Origin of the sequence: Bradyrhizobium sp. PSBB068 (assembly GCA_016839165.1) — a bacterium.
In the GTDB taxonomy this organism is placed as follows: domain Bacteria; phylum Pseudomonadota; class Alphaproteobacteria; order Rhizobiales; family Xanthobacteraceae; genus Bradyrhizobium.
On record CP069300.1, the window covers coordinates 2,319,771 to 2,340,138 of the forward strand.

Genomic DNA, 20,368 nt, shown 5'->3' on the forward strand with positions numbered 1-20,368 from the left:
CGCAGGCCGGCGCGTAGTTTTCCACTGCTCGCGAGGCGCCGCAGCCGCGCGCGCCCCGAATTCACTCTCTCCGATCTTGCGTCAGTGCTAGCGTGTGGTCTTCCGGCTCTTCCGGTCCAGCGGGGAGGGTTCCATGTCACGCTTCGTCGTTCATTTCATGAAGGACGTGCTCGGCGGCAATGGCCGCCAGCGCGAGGTCTGCCAGGGCGCACTCGAGATCGACGCCTTGAGCGAAGGTCAGGCCACCGAGATGGCCAAGGTCAAATTCTGCCAGGAACAATCGTTGTGCGACTGGTCCCTGCACGCCGACCGCATCCGAATCGAGGCGGCCGACTTGCAGATGACGTAACGCGCGCGCCTATCGCCGCTTACTCCGGCAGGATGCGAACCGCACCCTTGGCCGCGCTGCTCGCGAACGCCGCATAGGCCTTCAGCGCAGTCGAGACGGCGCGCTTGCGCGGCGCGGCCGGCCTCCATGCCGCGCTGCCCTTGGCCTCCATCGCGGCACGACGCCGCTTGAGTTCGGCATCGTCGACCTTGAGGTTGACCTTGCGGTTCGGGATGTCGAACTCGATGATGTCGCCTTCCTCGACCAGCCCGATCAGGCCGCCTTCGGCGGCTTCCGGCGAGACGTGGCCGATCGACAGGCCGGACGATCCGCCGGAGAAGCGACCGTCGGTGATCAACGCGCAGGCCTTTCCGAGCCCCTTCGATTTCAGATAGCTGGTCGGATACAGCATCTCCTGCATGCCCGGGCCGCCGCGCGGGCCTTCATAGCGGATCAGCACGACATCGCCGGCCTTCACCTTGTTGGTGAGGATGGCTTCGACCGAGGCGTCCTGGCTCTCGAAGATGCGGGCGGGACCTGAGAATTTCAGGATGCTCTGGTCGACGCCGGCGGTCTTCACGATGCAGCCGTCTTCCGCAAGATTGCCGAACAGCACGGCGAGGCCGCCGTCCTTGGAATAGGCATGCGCGGCGTTGCGGATGACGCCCGTTTCACGATCCACATCGACCTCGTCGAAGCGGCGGTCCTGGCTGAAGGCTTCCTGGGTCGGCACGCCGCCAGGTGCTGCCCGATAGAAATTGCGCACCTTGTCGCTCGATGTCCGCACCACGTCCCAGCGGTTCAGCGCGTCGTCCAGCGTCGCGGCATGCACGGTCGGGCCGTCGGTCGTGAGCAGCTTGGCGCGGTCGAGCTCGCCGAGGATCGCCATGATGCCGCCGGCGTGATGCACGTCCTCCATGTGGACGTCCTGCACCGAGGGCGCGACCTTGCACAGCACCGGTACCTTGCGCGAGAGACGGTCGATGTCCGCCATCGTGAACGGCACCTCGCCCTCGCGCGCGGCGGCGAGCAGATGCAGCACGGTGTTGGTCGAGCCGCCCATCGCGATGTCGAGCGTCATCGCGTTCTCGAACGACTTGAAGTTCGCGATGTTGCGCGGCAGCACCTTGGCGTCGTCCTGCTCGTAATAGCGGCGGGCGAGATCGACGATCAGATGGCCGGCCTCGACGAACAGGCTCTTGCGGTCGGCATGCGTCGCCAGCACGGAGCCGTTGCCGGGCAGCGCGAGGCCAAGCGCCTCGGTCAGGCAGTTCATCGAATTCGCGGTGAACATGCCCGAGCAGGAGCCGCAGGTCGGGCAGGCCGAGCGCTCGATCACCTCGACCTCTTCGTCGGTGACGTTGGAATCGGCCGCCGCCACCATCGCGTCGATCAGGTCGACCGCGCGCTTCTTGCCCTTGAGCAGGATCTTGCCCGACTCCATCGGACCGCCCGAGACGAACACGGTCGGTATGTTGAGGCGCAGCGTTGCCATCAGCATGCCGGGCGTGATCTTGTCGCAGTTCGAGATGCAGACCATCGCGTCGGCGCAATGCGCGTTGACCATGTACTCGACGCTGTCGGCGATCAATTCACGCGAGGGCAGGCTGTAGAGCATGCCGTCATGGCCCATCGCGATGCCGTCATCGACTGCAATCGTGTTGAACTCCTTCGCCACGCCGCCGGCCTTCTCGATCTCGCGCGCGACGAGCTGGCCGAGATTCTGCAGATGGACATGCCCGGGCACGAACTGGGTGAAGGAATTCACCACCGCGATGATCGGCTTGCCGAAATCTTCGTTCTTCATGCCGGTGGCGCGCCAGAGGCCGCGAGCACCCGCCATGTTGCGGCCGTGGGTGGTGGTGCGGGAGCGATAGGCGGGCATCATAAATCCTTGGGCTATGGCCATTTTTTAAGGGAGATGGCAGCCCTTATGCCCGCCCATGGATGCGGATTCAAGCGCGGAACCGCATGGCTGAACCCCGCAATTCGGGCAATGCCGGGCGGTCGGCTTGATCTCGGGCGGCGCGGTGCATTAGGTGGACGCGCCGGGAAGCCGGACACGAGACAACGAACAAGAAACAACGAAAAGGGAGTGACACGTGGCAAGGCTGCCCCTGATTGATCCGGATACCACCGGCGGCGACATCCGCGCGGCGTTCGACCGCATGCCGGTCAAGCTCAATATCTTCCGCATGATGGCCCATGCCGAAGCCAATGCGATTCCGCTGATGCGGCTCGGCAATTCGATCCTGCACAAGCAGAAACTGTCCGCGGTCAACCGCGAGCTCTTGATCCTGCAGGCTGCGCAGCTCGAGGGCGGCGCCTATGAGTGGCGCCAGCACGTCCCGATCGCGCTCGGCGTCGGCGTCACCCAGGCGCAGATCGATGCGGTCGAGCGCGGCCTTTACGACGATGCCGCGCTCAACGCCGCCGAACGCGCGCTGCTTACCTTCGGCCGCGAGGTGGTCGAGAAGGTGCGGGTCGGCGATGCGGCCTTTGCCGGCGTTCGCAAGCACTTCAGCGAGCAGGAGATCGTCGAGGCGATCATAGCTCTCGGCTTCTACATGATGATGGCGCGGCTGACGGAGGCGACCGAGACCGATCTCGATCCGGCCGCCGGCATGGCGGTCTATGAGGGCGGCAAGAAGCGGGGTTGATGGGATGTCGGAGACTTCACAAGACACCAAGCCAGAGCGCTATATCCGTCCGCTGAGCGCGGAATCCTCCGGCACTGCGCCGGGCAGGGGACGCCTCGACGGTCGCCGCATTCTGGTGGTCGGCGGCGGCCAGCGCGTGTTCGATGCGGCGACCGATCCGATCGGCAACGGCCGCGCCATGAGCCTGCTGTTCGCGCGCGAGGGGGCGCAGGTCGCGGTCGCAGACCTCAACCGCGCCTCCGCCGACGACACAGTTGCGCGGATCGCCGCTGACGGCGGCCGCGGCTCCGCCATCGCGGCCGACGTCACCAAGGAAGCCGACGTCATCAGGATGATTGATGAAGCTCATCACGCGATGGGCGGGCTCGACGGCATGGTGCTCAACATCGGCACCTTCGGCAAGACCGGGCTCGACAATGTCAGCGCCGAAGAATGGAACAGGATCTACGACGTCAATGTCCGCGGTCCCATGCTGTGCTGCCGTGCCGCCCTGCCGAAATTCGAAGACGGCGGCTCGATCGTCTTCATCTCCTCGATCGCGGCGCTGAAGGCGGGATCGCAGATGGCGGTCTACGATTCCTCCAAGGCGGCGCTCGGCGGCCTGATGCGCAACATCGCGCATACCGGCGCGCGGCGCGGCATCCGCGCCAATCTGGTCTATCCGGGACTGGTGGACACGCCGAACGGCCGCGAGGCCGGCGCCGGCCGGCCGTCGCGCGGCAAGAGCCAGGTCCCGTTCGGCCGTCAGGCGACGGCCTGGGAGATCGCCTATGCGGTGTTGTTCTTCATGTCGGATGAAAGCGTCTATGTCACTGCCCAGACGCTCGCGGTGGATAGCGGGCTGAGTGGAATGTAGCCGATCGGATCAGGTCGAACAGCGCCACGACGGCGCTGCGCTCCTTCGCCCCGTTCTTACGGGATCGAGACAAGCCAAGCTTGCTCTTAGGGGGTGGGGTGAGGGGCTGTCTCCGCGCAGACGGTAGCAACTCAACCCGCGGCGACTCCCCCTCACCCGCATCGCATCTTCGATGCGATGCGACCTCTCCCCGCAGGCGAGGCGAGGTGAAGTGCAGCGCATCGCTATTCGGCGGCGATGCTGGTGGAAATCGCAAGCGCCACCTTCGGGCCGGTCTTCGCCGCGCGGCGGTTCTTCTTGGCGAAGCGACTGCCGGCCAAGAGCGCGGCGGCGGCGCGGAGTTGCTCGCGCAGCCATTGATTGGTGGTGTCGCCCTCGGCGGTGGCGTGCCAGTAGAGATAATTGACGTGCGGGCTGATCGGGAACGGGCAGGGGAAGCACTGCAACAGCCCGGGGTCCTCCAGCACGGAAGCTGCGCTTTCCGACGCCGTCAGCAGCATGTTGCTGCGGCTCACGACATGGCAGGCGGTCGCGAAATTCTGGCAGGTCAGGCGGACGGTGCGCGTCAGGCCGAGGCGCTGCAGCTGGAAATCCTCAAACGACACGCCGCTGCGCCGCGACGTCACGCAGACATGCTCCATGCGCAAATAGGCCTTCTTGTCGAGCCGCGCGCGGAGCTCGGGATGGCCGCGCCGGGCGAACACGGCGATATGCTCGGTCAGGATCTGCTCGCGCCGTACCTCGGTCGACAGCGGCAGCAGCGTGTCGATCGCGACATCGAGCGTGCCGGCAGCGAGTTCCCGCTCCAGATTGTTGCGCTCGCTGCGCACGGTGGCGATCTCGACCAATGGCGCGACCGCGCTGATCCGGTTGACCAGCGCGCTCAGCATCGGCGCCTCGAGATTGTTGCGCAGCCCGATCACGAAGCGCTTCGGCGTCTTCGCCGGATCGAAGCGGTTGGTGTGGGTCAGCGTCGTCTCGAGGCCGTTGAGCGCTTGGCGCACCGTGGTGATGATCTGGCGTGCCAGCGGCGTCGGCGTCATCACGTGGTGGCGGCGCACGAACAGCGGATCGTTGAACATGGCGCGCAGCCGGCTCAGCGCGTGGCTCACCGCGGGCTGCGTCAGGTTGAGGCGGAAGCAGGCGCGGCTGACGCCGCCCTCGGTGTAAACCGCGTCGAACACGACGAACAGGTTCAGATCGATATCGCGCACATGCATGGAAATAATCAATCCGTATCCGTCGAATGCATTTGACGAATATGAGTTGGCACTCTTAAAGTCTCAAGCAAAATAATATCTGGAGGAAACGATGAGCGTGCAATCGCCATCGCGCGGCGTTGCTGTCCCTGTGGCATCATCTCGCTCGGGCTCAATGTTCGCAAAGCCGAGCCAGGAGCAGATCGTGCTCCTGATCACGATCGCGCTTCTGGTCGTATTCGGCCTGACCCTGAACGGTTTCGCCACCGTCTCCAACCTGCTCAATCTGTTGCGCAGTATTTCCATCCTCGGCGTGCTCGGCCTCGGCATGGGGCTGATCGTGATCAGCCGCGGCATCGACCTCTCCGAGGTCGCGATCATGGCGGGTTCCTGGGCGATCGCGCTGATCTATATGCAGAACGGGATGCCGGTTTTCACCGCAGTGCTGCTGGCGCTGGCAATCGCGGTGCTGATCGGCGTCGTCAACGGCGTGATGGTCGCCTTCGTCGAGGCTCCGGCGCTGTTCGTGACGCTCGCCGCAGGTTTCGTGATCTACGGCCTCGCGTTCTGGATCGCGCCAGCCTGGGTGGTCTACGCGCCGAAGGACGCGCCGGGCCTGATGTATCTCGGCGCCGGACGGCTGTTCGGCATCCCGGTTCCAATCCTGGTGTTCGCGGCCTGTGCGATTGCGATGCATTTGTTCCTGTCGCGCACCTCGGTCGGCCGCTTCATCTATGCGCAGGGCGACAATCCGGAAGCCGCGCGGCTGACCGGCATTCCGCTGCGGCCGCTGATCGTGCTCGAGCACGTGCTGGTTGCAGTGCTCGCCTGGATTGCAGGCCTGGTCTGGGTCGGCACGACAGGCAGCATGCAGATGGCGATCACGCAGGGGACCATGATCTTCGACGTCGTGCTGGTCGTCGTGATCGGCGGCATCAGCCTGATCGGCGGCCGCGGCAGCGTGTTCAGCGTCGTGGTCGGCTGCGTCCTGATCGGCACGCTGCTCAACGCCTTCACCATCATGGACGTCAACAGCGAGGTGCAGAACATCATCAAGGGCGTGGTGCTGCTGGCCGCGATCGTGCTCGACAACTGGCTGCATCCCCGCGACGAGGAGACCGCGCGGCAAGGGGACTGAAACAAGGCGATTGAACCAAGGCGACTAGCGCTTCGCGCCAATCAAAACAAATCCAAATCAATCAAAAGCATTTTCTTGTGGAGGAGACGATGAAGACGACGAAGTTCTGGACGATCCTGCTCGCCGGCGTGGCGGTTGCCGCGATGCCGTTCGCGGCATCGGCGCAGGAGGAAGGCACCAAGGCCGGGCGCGAATTGCGCGCCGCCTACGACAAGTCGCTGCAGGGCAAGACCGTCGCCTATCTGCCGATCGCGCTCGGCGTGCCGTTGTCGGATGAATGGGGCCGCGTGGTGCAGGAAGAGGCCGAGTGGCGCGGCATGAAATATGTCGTGCGCGATCCCAACAACAATCCGTCCGCCATGCAGCAGGCGCTGACCGCGCTGGTCGACCAGAAGCCCGATGTCCTGATCGTGCAGAACCCGAGCGTGACGCTGCTGATGAAGGATCTCAAGCGCGCCGAGGCCCAGGGCACGCATGTGATCCAGGTCAACATGGCCTCGAACTACAAGTCCGGCGCCTTCGTCGGCGTCGACTGGCGTGAGATCGGCCGAATGCTCGCCAACGAAGCCGTCAAGGCCTGCGGCACCGGCTCCGGCAAGTCGGGCAAGGTGCAGATCGTGCAGGGCGAATTGACCGCGGCCGCCAGCGTCGACCAGGTCGGCGCCATCATGGACGTCCTGAACAAGGATCCCAACATCAAGGTGGTGTCGAACCAGGCGGCGAACTGGGACGCCAACACCGCGCTCAACATCACCGCGACCGTGATCCAGCAGCATCCCGATCTCTGTGCCTCGATCGGCTTCTGGGGCATCATGGAATCGGGCGCCGCGCAGGCGATCCGCAATGCCGGCAAGATCGACGACGTCAAGGTGTTCGCCTCGGGCGAGGGCTCGCAGCTCGATTGCGACCAGGTCACGTCAGGCAATTTCAGCAAGTTCCTGAGCTACAAGGCGACCGAGCAGGGCCACGATCTGATGTTCGCGGCCGAGACGCTGCTGATGTCCGGCGACAAGCCCGGCACCAAGAACCTGTCCTATTACACGCGGCCGATCTGGATCGATAAGTCGAACGCCTCGCTCGGCGGCACCTGTTTCGCGCTACCCAAGAAAAACTAACAAGGCGCGAGGCAGCCGGCGCGGGGGGCATTCCCGCGCCGGCTGTATCAAGGATCAGAATCCGGACACGTGAAACCGGATCGAGGGAGTGCTTTGACGATGTCGATGGCCGTTGATTCCTTTGCCGCATCGGTGCGGCGGTTCTCACCCCGGCTCCTGCTGTCGGAGCTGCTGCTGAAACAGTGGTTCGAGCCGGTCGTTCCGTTCACCGTGATGATCGGGCTGTGGGCCTATTTCGCGCTCACCATTCCCGACTACGCCTCGGTGCAGAATTCGGTGTCGCTGCTGCGGCTGTTCGCCGAATTCGGCTTCGTCGCGCTGGCGATGGGATTCTGCCTCGTCACCGGCGGCATCGATCTGTCGGTCGGCGCGATCTTCGCGCTGTGCAATTTCGCCGCGCTGTATTTCCTCCTGGTGCGCGAATGGCCGGTCGGCCTTGCGGTGCCGGCGACGCTTTTGGTCGGCGCGCTGCTCGGCAGCATCAACGGCTTCCTGATCGGATTCCTCAAGACCCGGCCGTTCCTGACCACGCTGGTGACGCTGATCATCCTGCGCGCCTCGGTCAATTTGCTCAACACCAGCTATGCCCAGGTGTTCGCGACCAACTCGGTCGAGAGCGACGCCTGGGACTTCATCGGCGGCGGCAGCGTGCTCGGCATTCCCGTCAATGCGGCGACGCTGTTCGTGGTGCTGCTGATCTGCCACATCTTCCTGTCGCGCTCGCGCTATGGCTGGCATCTCACCGCGATCGGCGCCAGTCGCAAGGCGGCACGTCATGCCGGCATCCGGGTTCGCTTGATGCTGTTCATGACCTATGTGCTGTCGGGCACGCTGTGCGCGGCAAGCGGCATCTTCTATGCGGCACGGCAGGCCTCGACGGATTCCACCACCGGTGTGGGGTGGGAATTCCAGGCGCTCACCGCCGTGGTGCTCGGCGGCGTGTCGCTGGCCGGCGGCAAGGGCACGGTATGGCGGGCGATGATCGGCGCGCTGATCATCTTCCTCCTGATCAACGGCCTCGTGCGCATGGGCATCCCGGGCTACGTCACCTCGGCGGTGACCGGCATGATCCTGCTCGCCGCCGTCGGCATCGACGTCAAATGGTCGAAGAACCGCGGCAAGGCGATCCAGAAGATCTATGTCAATCCGGCCTTCGTGCCGCTGGCCTCGGCGCCGGCTGTGCAGCCGGGCGCAGCATCGCCCTATGCGCAGAACGACCGGCTGATCAACGCGCAGGCGATCGGCGTCGATCAGGTCGAGGGCCCCGAGGACGTCATCCTCGACCGCCAGGGCCGGCTCTACGGCTCGACCCGCGACGGCAATGTGATCCGCTTCTCCGGGCCCGACTTCAAGACCCGCGAGGTGTTTGCCCATATCGGCGGCCGGCCGCTCGGCATGCAGTTCGATCGCGACGAGAACCTGATCGTCGCGGTGGCGGGCATGGGCGTGTACGGCGTCGCGCCCGACGGCCGCATCTTCAAGGTCACCGACGAGACCAACCGCACCTGGTACAAGCTGAACGACGACTCGCGCCTGCGCATGGCCGATGACCTCGACATCGCGCCCGACGGCAAGATCTATTTCAGCGACTGCACCACGCGCTACGAGATGACCACCAACACCCTCGACATCCTCGAGGGCCGGCCGAACGGCCGCGTGGTCTGCTACGATCCGGCGACCAAGACCACGCGCACCGTGATCAACCACTTCTATTTCCCGAACGGGATCTGCGTCTCGCATGACGGCAAGTCGATCCTGATCGCGTCGACCTCGCTGTGCAAGGTGTTCCGGCACTGGATCGACGGGCCGAACAAGGGCAAGACCGAAGTGCTGATGGACGAGTTGCCGGGCAATCCCGACAACATCAACCGCGCCTCCGACGGCACCTACTGGCTGGCGCTGGTCGGCATCCGCACCCCGACCTTCGACCTTGCCGCGCGAAAACCCGGCTTCCGCCTGCGCATGGTCAAGCAGGTGCCGACCGACGAATGGCTGGCGCCCGCGCTGAACCATGGCTGCGTGCTGAAGTTCAACGAGAAGGGCGAGGCGCTGGAATCGTGGTGGGATCCGACCGGCATCTCGCATTCGACCTTGACCTCGATGCGCGAGCACCAGGGCTATCTCTATCTCGGCGGCCTCGAGAACAACCGGATCGGCCGCATCAAGCTCGACGGCGTCGACGACAGCTGGACCGGCTACGACGCCTATTGGGGCGCCAAAAGCAGGGTGACGACATAATGGGATTCTTCGATCATCTGCTGCGCGATATCCGCAGCGTCATCGACCGCGACGGCGGCCAGAACGCGATCCCGCCGCTCGACGGCGCGCTCAGCCCGAACGACCGGCTCGATACCGCCGTGCCGATCGGCGAGCCGCTGCCGGGCGTCGACGACGTGATCGCCGCCGGCGATGGCGCGATCTATGTCTCCGCCGGCCGACAAGTGCTGAAGCTCAGCGGCAGCGATTTCGCGACGCGCGCGATTGTCGCCGAATTCGAGGATGATGCCGGCGGGCTTGCGCTGCATCCGGACGGCCGGCTTCTGGTCTGCGTCGCGGGCAGGGGCCTTGCCGCGATCGATCCCGCCAAGCCCGCGCCGCGCTGGCTGGAGTCGGCCGGCGGCAGCGCGCTCGTCGGGCTGTTGTCGGTCACGGCGGCGCCCGATGGTCGCATCTATGCCGTCGAAGGCAGTGCCGGCCGTCGCCCGAGCGAGTGGCGGCACGATCTGATGGAGAAGCGCGCCAATGGCCGCCTGATCAGCTGCGGCGCCGGGCTCGACAATCCGCAGGTGCTGTTGCGCGACCTGCCATATCCCTACGGGGTGATGGTGTCGGCCGACGGCAACAGCCTGTGGCTCACCGAGAGCTGGGCGCATGGCCTCAGCCGCTTCGCGCTTGGCGGCAGCGGGCTTGGTCCGCGCGAGACCGTCGCCGCCAACATGCCGGGCTATCCGGCGCGGCTGCATCCGGACGGCCATGGTGGGTTCCTGCTCGGCATGTTCGCGCGCCGCACCCATCTGATCGAGTTCGTGCTCAAGGAAGACGATTTCCGCGAGGAGATGATGGCGACGATGCCGCCCGAATACTGGGTGGCGCCGGCGCTGGTCGGCGGCAGCGATTGCCTGGAGCCGATGCAGATCGGCAGCGTCAAGGCGCTCGGCATCCAGAAGCCATGGGCGCCGCCGCGCTCCTACGGCCTCTTGGTGCATCTCGATGCCGAAGGCGAGGCCAGCGACAGCCTGCACAGTCGCGCCGGCGGCCGCTTCCACGGCATCACCGCCGCCTGTGCGGTGCCGTCCGGCATCGTCATCGCCGCGCGCGGCGCGGGACGGCTGCTGCGCTATACGGGAGAGCTGCGATGAATGACGGCGTGATGCAGGCGGCGACCGCGACCCCCTCCGCAGCCCGCGAGCCGGTGCTGCGGATCAGCAACGGCTCCAAGATCTATGGCGGCGTTCACGCCATCGAGGGTGTCAATTTCGATCTCTATCCCGGCGAGGTGCATGCGCTGGTCGGCGAGAACGGCGCCGGCAAGTCCACGCTGTGCAAGGCGATCGCGGGCGCGATCAATCTCACCTCCGGCGATTATCTGCTCGACGGCAAGCCGGCCAATTTCGAGCAGCCGCGCGACGCGCTCGATGCCGGCATCTGCATGGTCTACCAGGAGACCAGCCTGGTGCCGACCATGACCGCGGCGCAGAACATCGAGCTCGGCAACGAGAAGCTGTTGACGCGCTTCCGCACGCTGAACATCCAGGCCCAGCAGCTGTTGCAGTCGCTGAATTTCCACGTCGATCCGGCGACCCCGGTGGCGCTGCTCGGCACCGCCAAGAAGCAGATGGTGGAGATCGCGCGCGCGATCTACAACAAGGCGCGCATCATCATCTTCGACGAGCCGACCGCCTCGCTGACGCCGGAGGAGATCGTCCACTTCTTCCATTTGGTGCGCGACCTGCGCGCCCGCGGCGTCTCCATCATCTACATCTCGCATGCGCTGGAGGAATCGCTGCAGATCGCCGACCGCATCACCGTGCTGCGCGACGGCAAGCTGGTGATCACGGCGCCCGCCAAAGAACTCACCCGCGACGCGCTGGTGCAGCACATGGTCGGCCGCGAGGTGGCGCAGGCGGTCTATGGCGGCAAGGCCAAGACCCATCAGCGCCGTGAGAAGGTGCTGACGGTCGAGAACGTCACCATGGGCATGGCGGTCAAGAACATGTCGTTCTCGGTCTATGCCGGCGAGGTGGTCGGCATCGCCGGCCTGATCGGCTCCGGCCGCACCGAGATCGCCAAGATCGTCTACGGCGCGCTGAAGCGCAATCTGGTCAATGGCGGCACCATAAGGCTGCGCGGCAAGCCGATCCGCTACCGCGTGCCGCGGCAGGCGATCAATGACGGCATCGCCTACATCACCGAGGACCGCAAGGCCAACGGCTTCTTCGAGACCATGGTGGTCGACGACAACGTCTATCTCGGCAGCCTCGCCACAAGGAAGGGCTGGAGCTTGCTGCTGTCGCGTGCGAAGCGCAGCAAGCTCGCCAGTTACTGGGTCGACCGGCTCAAGATCAGCGCATTGCAGCGCAAGGCGCGGATCATCGAGCTGTCCGGCGGCAACCAGCAGAAGGTGGTGCTGGCCAAGACGCTGGTGCAGGAGCCGTCGATCATCTTCTTCGACGAGCCGACGCGCGGCGTCGACGTCGGCACGATCCCGCACATCCACGGCGAAATCCGCCGGCTCGCCGACGAGGGCAAGGCGGTGGTGGTGATCTCGTCTTACCTGCCGGAGATCCTCGCCGTCTCCGACCGCATCCTGGTCGCCCGCACCGGCCGCATCGTCGCCGAGTTCGACGCCGCGGACGCGACCCAGGACAAGATCCTGTACGCCGCGGTGCATTGAGGGCCGCGACGCGCGGCCTGTTCTCTCCCCATCGTCATTCCCCGGTGCGCAATTGCGCACCTGAGGGCTCGCGAAGCGAGGACCCGGAATCTATTTCGCCGCCATTGGTGCGGCCTGATGGATTCCGGGCTCGACGCTTTGCGTCGCCCCGGAATGACGGAGTTGACCGGGCCGAGCCGGCCCTTGACAAATATTTTAAGTATAAAATAATATGCCGTACCGGCTAGCGGGAAGAACCTGCCCCAGCCGCCGAAGCCAACGGGAGAACGCCATGCGCATCGTTTGCATTGGAGGCGGGCCGGCCGGGCTTTATTTCGGCATCCTGATGAAGATGCTGGATCCCTCGCACGTGATCTCGGTGGTCGAGCGCAACCGGCCCTACGACACGTTCGGCTTCGGCGTGGTGTTTTCCGATGCGACCATGGACAACATGCGCAAATGGGACCCGGTCACATCAGACACGATCGAGCAGGCCTTCAACCACTGGGACGACATCGAGGTCCTGATCAAGGGCCGGCGGATGCGCACCACCGGGCACGGCTTCGTCGGCATCGGCCGCAAGCGGCTGCTCAACATCCTGCAGGCGCGGGCCGAGGAGCTCGGCGTCGAACTGATCTTCGAGCGCGAGGTCAATTCCGATCTCGAATTCCCCGATGCCGACCTGATCGTGGCGTGCGACGGCGTGAACTCGAAGATCCGCGCCAAATACACCGAGGCGTTCCAGCCCGACATGCTGATGCGGCCGAACCGCTATATCTGGCTCGGCACCAACCGCCCGTTCGACGCCTTCACTTTCGATTTCCGCAAGACCGAGCACGGCTGGTTCCAGGCGCACATCTACAAGTTCGAGGAGGGCGCGGCGACCTTCATCGTCGAGACCACCGAGGAAGCGTATCTCGCCCACGGCCTCGACAAGATGGAGCAGGGGGAGTCGATCGCGTTCTGCGAGAACGTATTCGCCGAAATCCTCGAGGGTCATCATCTGGTTTCCAACGCGCGGCATCTGCGCGGTTCGGCCTGGCTGTCGTTCCCGCGGCTGATCTGCGGCAAGTGGACTGCGTTCAACGGCAACAGCCATGTCGTGCTGATGGGCGATGCCGCCCATACCGCGCATTTCGCGATCGGCTCGGGCACCAAGCTCGCGTTGGAGGACGCGATCGAGCTCACCAACCAGTTCAAGATCCACGGCGCGACCAAGGACAGCATCCCCGCGGTGCTGAAGGCATACGAGGAACTGCGCCGCGTCGATGTGGCGCGGATCCAGAATGCCGCGCGCAACGCGATGGAATGGTTCGAGGTGGTCGGCTCGCGCTATGCCGATACGCTGGAGCCGGAGCAGTTCATGTACTCGCTGCTGACCCGCTCGCAGCGGATCAGCCACGAGAATTTGCGGCTGCGCGACAAGACCTGGCTCGAGGGCTATGAGCGCTGGTTCGCCGAGCGTAGTGGCGTGCCTGCCACCAACGACCGCGTCACGCCGCCGATGCTGACGCCGTTCCACATCCGCGGCCTGTCGCTGCACAACCGCATCATCGTTTCGCCGATGGCGATGTATTCAGCGGAAGAGGGCGTGCCGAACGATTTCCACCTCGTGCATTTCGGCTCCCGCGCGCTCGGCGGCGCCGGTCTCCTGTTCACCGAGATGACCTGCGTCTCGCCGGAAGCGCGGATCACGCCCGGCTGCTGCGGGCTGTGGAACGATGAGCAGGCGGCGGCATACAAGCGGATCGTCGACTTCGTGCATCGCAATTCGGAAGCGAAGATCGGCATTCAGCTCGGCCATGCTGGCCGCAAGGGCTCGACCCGCGTCGCCTGGGAGGGCATGGACGAACCGCTGCCGGACCACAACTGGCTACTGGTGTCGGCCTCGCCGGTGCCTTATCTGCCCGACGGCCAGATCCCGGAGCCGATGAGCCGCGCCGAGATGGATGAGGTGCGCGACCAGTTCGTTGCCGCCGCCCGGCGCGCCGCAAGCGCGGGCTTCGATATTCTGGAGCTGCACTGCGCCCACGGCTATCTGCTGTCGAGCTTCCTCTCGCCGCTGACCAACCGCCGCACCGACGAGTATGGCGGATCGATCGAGAACTGCGCGCGTTATCCGCTGGAGGTGTTCCGTGCCATCCGTGCGGTGTGGCCGGAGGACAAGCCGATGTCGGTCCGCCTGTCCTGTCACGACTGGGCCGAGGGCGGCAACACGCCGGAGGATGCGCTGGCCTTTGCAAAGCTGTTCAAGGCGGCGGGCGCCGACCTGATCGATTGCTCGTCCGGCCAGGTCTGGGCCGACGACCATCCGATCTATGGCCGGCTCTACCAGACGCCGTTCGCCGACAAGATCCGCAACGAGGTCGGCATCGCCACCATCGCGGTCGGCGCGATCTCGGAGGCCGACCACGCCAACTCGATCATCGCCGCCGGCCGCGCCGATCTCTGCGCCATCGCGCGGCCGCACCTCGCCGATCCGGCCTGGACGCTGCACGAGGCCGCCAAGATCGGCATCAAGCAGATCGCCTGGCCGAAACAGTATCTGTCGGGCAAGTCGCAATACGAGGCCAATCTCGAACGCGCGGCCGCCGGAGGGAAGGCATGATGAGCTTCTGGCCCAACGCACATGCGCTGGTCACGGGCGCCGGGTCCGGCATCGGTGCTGCCACGGCGATTGCACTGGCGAACGCCGGGGTACGTGTCAGCATTGCGGGGCGTCGGATCGATGCGCTGAAGGCGACCGCGGCGGCGCTCGGCAAGCACGCCGGCGCCGTCGTGTCGATCGACGTGACCGGTGAGGCTGCGGTGACCAAAGGTATCGCGCAGATCGCGGCCGAGGCGGGTCCGATCGATATCCTCGTCAACAATGCCGGCAAGGCCGGCAGCGCGCCGTTCGACAAGACGGGTGCGGCGCTATGGGCGGATATGCTGGCGAGCAACCTTTCCAGCGTGTTCCTGGTGACGCAGGCCGTGCTGCCCGACATGGCGCAGCGCGGCCGCGGCCGCGTGATCAACGTGGCTTCGACCGCGGGCCTCACCGGCTACGCTTACGTCTCGGCCTATGTCGCGGCCAAGCACGGCGTCGTTGGCCTGACCCGTTCGCTGGCGCTGGAATATGCCCGGCGCGGCGTCACCGTGAACGCGGTCTGCCCCGGCTATACCGATACGCCACTGGTGGCGGATGCCACGGCCAACATCGTCGCCAAGACCGGCCGCAGCGAGCAGGAGGCGCGGGCCGCGCTCGCAAAAGTCAATCCGATGCAGCGGCTTGTGACGCCGGAGGAAGTCGCCGACGCCATCCTCTGGCTCGCCTCCGAGGGCGCATCGTCAATCAACGGACAAGCCGTGGCGGTTGCCGGCGGCGAGGTCTTTACCGGGTGAAGGAAGAAATCATGTCCGAGATGAAAGCAAAGCTCCGTCCGTTCAAGGATTATCCCGCGAAGCACTTCCGCTGGTCGACCGATGCCAGCGGCCGGGTCGCGACCATCACGTTGAACCGGCCGGACAAGAAGAATCCGCTGACATTCGAATCCTACGAGGAGCTGCGCGACCTCTTCACCAACCTCAAATACGCTTCCGACGTTCGCGCCATCGTGCTGACCGGCGCCGAGGGCAATTTCTGCTCCGGCGGCGACGTGTTCGAGATCATCGCGCCGTTGACGCGGATGGCGATGCCGGACCTGCTCGCCTTCACCCGGATGACCGGCGAGGTGGTGCGTGCGATGCGCAAATGCCCGCAGATCATCGTCGCCGCGATCGACGGCATCTGCGCCGGTGCCGGTGCGATGCTGGCGCTGGCGTCCGACCTCAGGCTGGCGACACCGCAGGCCAAGACCGCATTCCTGTTCACCCGCGTCGGCCTTGCCGGCGCCGACATGGGTGCCTGCGGGCTGCTGCCGCGGGTGATCGGGCAGGGTCATGCCGCCGATCTGCTCTACACCGGCCGCGCGATGAGCGCCGACGAAGGTTTTGCATGGGGCTTCCACAACCGCCTGGTGCCAGCGGCCGAGCTCGCCGCCGCGGCGCATGAGATGGCGCGCTCGCTCGCGGATGGACCGTGGTTCGCGCACGGCGTGACGAAAACGATGTTCAACCAGGAATGGGCGATGGGCGTCGACGAGATGATCGAGTCCGAAGCGCAGGCGCAGGCGATCTGCATGGTGACCGGCGATTTCCGCCGCGCCTTCGAGGCCTTCGCCGCCAAGCAGAAACCCGCCTTCGAGGGCAATTGAGATGATCGAGATCCTGCAGCCGGATGGATGGGCCAAGCCGATCGGCTACGCCAACGGCATGGCCGCGCGCGGCAAGCAGCTCTTCATCGCCGGCCAGATCGGCTGGAACGGGCAATGCGTGTTCGAGACCGACGATCTCGTGGCACAGATCGGCCAGACCCTGCGCAACATCACAGCCGTCGCCGCCGCCGGCGGGGCAAGGCCCGAGCACATCGTGTCGATGACCTGGTTCCTGCTCGACCGGAAGGAATATTCCGCGCGGCTGAAGGAGATCGGCGCGGTCTATCGCGACGTCATCGGCCGGCATTTTCCGGCGATGACCGCGATCCAGGTTGCCGGCCTGATCGAGGATCGCGCCAAGGTAGAAATCCAGGCCATCGCGGTGGTGCCGGATTAACGGAGGCGCAATCCTGTTGGTCCCGTCATCCTGAGCTGCGAGCCTTGCGGCGCAATTGCGCCGCTGGGCGAGCCTCGAAGGATGCACGGCCCGGCCGGTGGCCGTCGACCCTTCGAGACGCCGCTCCGCCGCTCCTCCAGCGGCAAAGGCGAAGCCTTTGCGCGGGGGTGACGGATTTAGAAGAGAGTATGCTGAGCCGCTGTTAATCCTAAGGCGAGACGGCAAGGATTCGACGAAAGTGGGGACGACAAACTGGCTTGCGGCCGCACAAGCGGGCGTGCGACCCTAGACCAAAGCGTAAAACGTCCTGTGTGAGTGGAGTAAGGACGATGAAGGCGATTATCGTCGGAGGCGGAATCGGTGGTCTCACCACAGCGCTGATGCTGCGCGCGCGCGGCATCGCTTGCGAGCTGTACGAGCAGTCGGAGACGATCCGGGAGCTCGGCGTCGGCATCAACACCTTGCCGCATGCGATCCGCGAGCTGGCAGGGCTCGGCCTGCTCGACAGGCTCGACGACGTCGCGATCCGTACCTCAGAGCTGTTCTATCTGACGCGGCATGGCCAGCAGGTCTGGCATGAGAAGCGCGGGCTCGATGCCGGCCACGACGTGCCGCAATTTTCGATCCATCGCGGCCGCCTGCAAAGCGTGATCCACCAGGCGGTGATCGACCGTCTCGGCGCCGATGCGATCCGCACCGGTTGCCGGCTCGGCTCCTTCACGCAGGATGAAGGCGGGGTCTCGGCCTATTTCTTCGATCGCAGCGGCGCCCATGTGCACACTGCGCGCGGTGACATCCTGATCGGCGCCGACGGCATCCACTCCAAGGTGCGCGAGACGCTGTTCCCGGGCGAGGGCGGGCCGTGCTGGAACGGGCTGATGCTGTGGCGCGGCGCTACCGACTGGCCGGCCTTCCTGACCGGACGCTCGATGATCATCGCCGGCGGGCTGAACGCCAAGGCCGTGATCTACCCGATCGCGCCGGGCTCGAGCCCGGCAAGCCGGCTCACCAACTGGGCGGTGCTGGTGCGGATCGGCGACGGCTCCTCGCCGCCGCCGCGCCGCGAGGGCTGGTCCAATCTCGGCCGGCGCGAGGAGATGATGCCCTATGTCGCGAGCTTCACGATTCCGCAGGTCGATTTCACCGGCCTGATCAACGCGACGCCGGAGTTCTGGGAGTATCCGTGCTGCGACCGCGATCCGCTGCCGTATTGGTCGAGCGGACGGGTCACGCTGCTCGGCGACGCCGCGCATCCGATGTACCCGGTCGGCTCGAACGGCGCGTCGCAGGCCATTCTCGATGCGCGATGCCTCGCCGACATGCTGGCGCGATCCGAGCATCCGCGCCAGGCGCTCGCGGCCTATGAGCGGCAGCGGCTGCCGATGACCGCCGACATCGTCGCCTCCAACCGCCGCGGCGGGCCGGAGGGTGTGATCGACGCCGTCGAGCAGCTCGCGCCGCAGGGCTTTACCGACGTCGACACCATCCTCAATTACGAGGCGCGCGAGGCGATCGTGCGCGGCTACGCGGCCAAGGCCGGCTTCGCCGCCCGCGTGGTGGCGCGGCAGTAGGAGTAACGATCGCCTCGCGCGCCACAAATTCGGTGTCGTCCCTGCGAAAGCAAGGACCCATAACCACCAATGTTCGTCATTTCGCAACGCTGGAATGACGAATCCCGTTCACAACATCCGCCGCGGCGTATGGGTCCCTGCTTTCGCAGGGACGACATCTTTATGCGGCTAGGCTGCCTGCAATTAGGGAAGTGTCCTACGCCGGAGGCGGCGGCAGGAAGTGGATGTTGTGCTCGGCGGCGAGCCGCACCACGTCATCCGGGTTCTGCTCCTTCATGTTGTGGATCGCCCAGAACAGATCGTAGAGCCGGCGGGTCGGCGACACCCAGAACAGCGTCTTGGCAGTTTGCTGCGACTTGTTGAAGATGCCGTGCGGCTTGCCCATCGGCAGGCGTACCAGGTCGCCGGGCGTGGCGGATTCGTCGGCACCGTCGAGCATGAAGTCGAGCTTTCCCTCCAGGATGTAGAGATACTCGTCCTGGTCGGGATGGATGTGCGGAGGCACGAAGGTGCCCGGCGGGAAGGTGGCGTGCCAGGAGAACGAATGCTCGGTGCGGCTCTTCGGCACGTAGGTCTGGCCGAGGATGCTCCAGGAAATGCCCTGCATGCCTTCATTGGCGCGGGTGATGCCGGCGATCTCGTCTTTCGTCATGTTTCCCTCTCTTTTGTTTGAGGCGCTTTCATCACGCGAACCGGTGTCCACTTCGCTTGAAAACGCTTTGTGTCTTACTTCGCGGCGCAGTCCTTGGCGTAGCGGTCGCCATAGTTCGAGAACACCTTTTCGACAATCTCGGTCTGGAATTTGCCGTCGGGCCGCTTCGCGACCTTGGTGAGATAGAAATCCTGGATCGGATAGCCGTTGTTGTTGAACTTGAAGTTACCGCGCAGCGAGGTGAAGTCGGCCTTCTTCAGTGCCGCCGCGACCGCCTCCTTGTTGGAGAGGTCGCCCTTCACCGCCTTGACCGCGCTGTCGATCAACAGCGCCGCGTCATAGGCCTGCATGGCATAGGTACCGGGCACGCCGTTGTATGCGGCCTCATAGGCGGCGACGAATTTCTTGCTCTGCGGATTGTCGAGGTCAGGTGCCCAGTTCGCGCCGCCGAACATGCCGACCGCGGCGTCCTGCTGCGCAGGCAGGGTGGATTCGTCGACGGTGAAGGCGGAGAGCACCGGCACGGTGGCGCCGGCCTGCTTGTATTGCTTCACGAGGTTCACGCCCATGCCGCCGGGCATGAAGGTGAACAGCGCGTCCGGCTTCTGCGCGGCGATCTTGGACAATTCGGGCTGGAAATCCAGTGTGTTCAGCGGCGTGTAGGATTCCTCTGTTATCTCACCCTTGTAGTCGAGCTTGAAGCCGGCGACGGAGTCGCGGCCGGCCTGATAGTTCGGCACCAGCAAATAGACGCGCTTGTAGCCGCGGTCCTGCGCCACCTTGCCGAGGATCTCGTGCACCTGGTCGTTCTGGTACGACGTCACATAGAAGAACGGGTTGCACTCCTTGCCGGCAAAGCTCGAGGGGCCGGCATTCGGGCTGATCAGGAAGGTCTTACTGTCGGTGACCGGGCGGTGGATCGCCAGCAGGATGTTGGAGAAGATCGGGCCGACCACGAAATCGACCTTGTCGCGCTCGAGCAGGCCGCGCACCTTGACCACCGCAGCGTCGGGCTTGAGCTCGTCGTCGGCGTTGACGATCTCGACATCCCGGCCGGCCATCTTGCCGCCAAGGTCCTTGACCGCGAGTGCAAAGCCGTCGCGGACCTGCTGGCCCAGCGCCGCGGCAGGTCCCGAGGTCGTAACCAGCACGCCGATCTTGATCTTTTCCTGCGCTGCCGCCGGGCTCGCCGCGATTCCCAGCAGCGCCGCCAATCCCGCGAGTCTTGTCAGTTGCTTCATGTCACTCCCCCAAAGCATTGTCTTGATGCCTTTCCAGCTTGGCCGCAGCTTAGTCTGGCGCGTGCGACCGCTGCAAGCGATGTGGCATCGCGTCAGGTTACCG

Annotated in this window: 17 protein-coding genes; 13 read left to right on the forward strand and 4 right to left on the reverse strand. The window is 65.2% G+C overall.

The annotated features are described in order from the left end of the window. Nucleotides 1-133: 133 nt before the first annotated feature. Nucleotides 134-349 carry a hypothetical protein gene (locus JQ507_10750; protein QRI71911.1) on the forward strand — a complete coding sequence of 72 codons (216 nt, stop codon included), beginning with the start codon at nucleotides 134-136 and terminating at the stop codon, nucleotides 347-349. A gap of 19 nt (nucleotides 350-368) precedes the next feature. On the opposite strand, the gene ilvD is transcribed toward JQ507_10750, so the two are convergent. Continuing rightward, nucleotides 369-2,213: a dihydroxy-acid dehydratase gene (gene ilvD, locus JQ507_10755; protein QRI71912.1), complete on the reverse strand. Its 1,845-nt coding sequence runs from the start codon at nucleotides 2,211-2,213 to the stop codon at nucleotides 369-371. A gap of 217 nt (nucleotides 2,214-2,430) precedes the next feature. On the opposite strand from ilvD, the gene JQ507_10760 reads away from it, so the two are divergent. Beyond that, a complete protein-coding gene (locus JQ507_10760) occupies nucleotides 2,431-2,988 on the forward strand; it encodes a carboxymuconolactone decarboxylase family protein (protein ID QRI71913.1) in 558 nt (185 codons plus the stop codon). A 4-nt stretch (nucleotides 2,989-2,992) separates the two neighbouring features. After that, nucleotides 2,993-3,844 carry an SDR family oxidoreductase gene (locus JQ507_10765; protein QRI71914.1) on the forward strand — a complete coding sequence of 284 codons (852 nt, stop codon included), beginning with the start codon at nucleotides 2,993-2,995 and terminating at the stop codon, nucleotides 3,842-3,844. 224 nt (nucleotides 3,845-4,068) lie between these two features. On the opposite strand, the gene JQ507_10770 is transcribed toward JQ507_10765, so the two are convergent. After that, nucleotides 4,069-5,064: a LysR family transcriptional regulator gene (locus tag JQ507_10770; GenBank protein QRI73286.1), complete on the reverse strand. Its 996-nt coding sequence runs from the start codon at nucleotides 5,062-5,064 to the stop codon at nucleotides 4,069-4,071. Between the two features lie 154 nt (nucleotides 5,065-5,218). On the opposite strand from JQ507_10770, the gene JQ507_10775 reads away from it, so the two are divergent. From JQ507_10775 to JQ507_10820, 10 genes are all read left to right on the forward strand, one after another. Beyond that, the gene (locus tag JQ507_10775; GenBank protein ID QRI71915.1) at nucleotides 5,219-6,181 is read left to right on the forward strand and encodes an ABC transporter permease; all 963 of its coding nucleotides are present in this window, start codon (nucleotides 5,219-5,221) and stop codon (nucleotides 6,179-6,181) included. 89 nt (nucleotides 6,182-6,270) lie between these two features. Beyond that, nucleotides 6,271-7,296, forward strand: coding sequence for a sugar ABC transporter substrate-binding protein (locus JQ507_10780; GenBank protein QRI71916.1), 1,026 nt, complete (start codon nucleotides 6,271-6,273; stop codon nucleotides 7,294-7,296). A gap of 99 nt (nucleotides 7,297-7,395) precedes the next feature. Beyond that, nucleotides 7,396-9,534 carry an SMP-30/gluconolactonase/LRE family protein gene (locus JQ507_10785; protein ID QRI71917.1) on the forward strand — a complete coding sequence of 713 codons (2,139 nt, stop codon included), beginning with the start codon at nucleotides 7,396-7,398 and terminating at the stop codon, nucleotides 9,532-9,534. Further along, entirely contained in the window at nucleotides 9,534-10,655 is a 1,122-nt protein-coding gene (locus JQ507_10790; protein QRI71918.1) for a hypothetical protein, read from the forward strand. Before JQ507_10785 ends, JQ507_10790 begins: the two co-directional genes overlap by 1 nt. A gap of 11 nt (nucleotides 10,656-10,666) precedes the next feature. Beyond that, nucleotides 10,667-12,190, forward strand: coding sequence for a sugar ABC transporter ATP-binding protein (locus JQ507_10795; GenBank protein QRI73287.1), 1,524 nt, complete (start codon nucleotides 10,667-10,669; stop codon nucleotides 12,188-12,190). 271 nt (nucleotides 12,191-12,461) lie between these two features. After that, nucleotides 12,462-14,777: a bifunctional salicylyl-CoA 5-hydroxylase/oxidoreductase gene (locus tag JQ507_10800; protein ID QRI71919.1), complete on the forward strand. Its 2,316-nt coding sequence runs from the start codon at nucleotides 12,462-12,464 to the stop codon at nucleotides 14,775-14,777. Continuing rightward, nucleotides 14,774-15,553 (forward strand): SDR family oxidoreductase, encoded by a 780-nt coding sequence (locus JQ507_10805; GenBank protein ID QRI71920.1) that lies wholly within the window; start codon nucleotides 14,774-14,776, stop codon nucleotides 15,551-15,553. The genes JQ507_10800 and JQ507_10805 overlap by 4 nt, the downstream gene beginning before the upstream one ends. Nucleotides 15,554-15,564: 11 nt before the next feature. Next, the gene (locus tag JQ507_10810) at nucleotides 15,565-16,404 is read left to right on the forward strand and encodes an enoyl-CoA hydratase family protein (GenBank protein ID QRI71921.1); all 840 of its coding nucleotides are present in this window, start codon (nucleotides 15,565-15,567) and stop codon (nucleotides 16,402-16,404) included. Between the two features lies 1 nt (nucleotide 16,405). Then, on the forward strand, nucleotides 16,406-16,801 hold the full coding sequence (locus JQ507_10815) for a RidA family protein (protein QRI71922.1): 396 nt from the start codon (nucleotides 16,406-16,408) through the stop codon (nucleotides 16,799-16,801). 329 nt (nucleotides 16,802-17,130) lie between these two features. Further along, on the forward strand, nucleotides 17,131-18,372 hold the full coding sequence (locus JQ507_10820) for a flavin-dependent oxidoreductase (GenBank protein ID QRI71923.1): 1,242 nt from the start codon (nucleotides 17,131-17,133) through the stop codon (nucleotides 18,370-18,372). A gap of 196 nt (nucleotides 18,373-18,568) precedes the next feature. On the opposite strand, the gene JQ507_10825 is transcribed toward JQ507_10820, so the two are convergent. Together JQ507_10825 and JQ507_10830 are read right to left on the reverse strand one after the other, a co-directional pair. Then, entirely contained in the window at nucleotides 18,569-19,024 is a 456-nt protein-coding gene (locus JQ507_10825; GenBank protein QRI71924.1) for a cupin domain-containing protein, read from the reverse strand. Between the two features lie 74 nt (nucleotides 19,025-19,098). Then, nucleotides 19,099-20,265 carry an ABC transporter substrate-binding protein gene (locus tag JQ507_10830; GenBank protein ID QRI71925.1) on the reverse strand — a complete coding sequence of 389 codons (1,167 nt, stop codon included), beginning with the start codon at nucleotides 20,263-20,265 and terminating at the stop codon, nucleotides 19,099-19,101. Between the last annotated feature and the right edge of the window lie 103 nt (nucleotides 20,266-20,368).

Excerpts from the sequence above, each read along its gene's own strand:
- JQ507_10750 (QRI71911.1), top strand. The coding sequence starts at position 134 with ATGTCACGCTTCGTCGTTCATTTCATGAAGGACGTGCTCGGCGGCAAT.
- ilvD (QRI71912.1), bottom strand. The coding sequence starts at position 2,213 with ATGCCCGCCTATCGCTCCCGCACCACCACCCACGGCCGCAACATGGCG.
- JQ507_10765 (QRI71914.1), top strand. The coding sequence starts at position 2,993 with ATGTCGGAGACTTCACAAGACACCAAGCCAGAGCGCTATATCCGTCCG.
- JQ507_10770 (QRI73286.1), bottom strand. The coding sequence starts at position 5,064 with ATGCATGTGCGCGATATCGATCTGAACCTGTTCGTCGTGTTCGACGCG.
- JQ507_10775 (QRI71915.1), top strand. The coding sequence starts at position 5,219 with ATGTTCGCAAAGCCGAGCCAGGAGCAGATCGTGCTCCTGATCACGATC.
- JQ507_10780 (QRI71916.1), top strand. The coding sequence starts at position 6,271 with ATGAAGACGACGAAGTTCTGGACGATCCTGCTCGCCGGCGTGGCGGTT.
- JQ507_10785 (QRI71917.1), top strand. The coding sequence starts at position 7,396 with ATGTCGATGGCCGTTGATTCCTTTGCCGCATCGGTGCGGCGGTTCTCA.
- JQ507_10790 (QRI71918.1), top strand. The coding sequence starts at position 9,534 with ATGGGATTCTTCGATCATCTGCTGCGCGATATCCGCAGCGTCATCGAC.
- JQ507_10795 (QRI73287.1), top strand. The coding sequence starts at position 10,667 with ATGCAGGCGGCGACCGCGACCCCCTCCGCAGCCCGCGAGCCGGTGCTG.
- JQ507_10800 (QRI71919.1), top strand. The coding sequence starts at position 12,462 with ATGCGCATCGTTTGCATTGGAGGCGGGCCGGCCGGGCTTTATTTCGGC.
- JQ507_10805 (QRI71920.1), top strand. The coding sequence starts at position 14,774 with ATGATGAGCTTCTGGCCCAACGCACATGCGCTGGTCACGGGCGCCGGG.
- JQ507_10810 (QRI71921.1), top strand. The coding sequence starts at position 15,565 with ATGTCCGAGATGAAAGCAAAGCTCCGTCCGTTCAAGGATTATCCCGCG.
- JQ507_10815 (QRI71922.1), top strand. The coding sequence starts at position 16,406 with ATGATCGAGATCCTGCAGCCGGATGGATGGGCCAAGCCGATCGGCTAC.
- JQ507_10820 (QRI71923.1), top strand. The coding sequence starts at position 17,131 with ATGAAGGCGATTATCGTCGGAGGCGGAATCGGTGGTCTCACCACAGCG.
- JQ507_10825 (QRI71924.1), bottom strand. The coding sequence starts at position 19,024 with ATGACGAAAGACGAGATCGCCGGCATCACCCGCGCCAATGAAGGCATG.
- JQ507_10830 (QRI71925.1), bottom strand. The coding sequence starts at position 20,265 with ATGAAGCAACTGACAAGACTCGCGGGATTGGCGGCGCTGCTGGGAATC.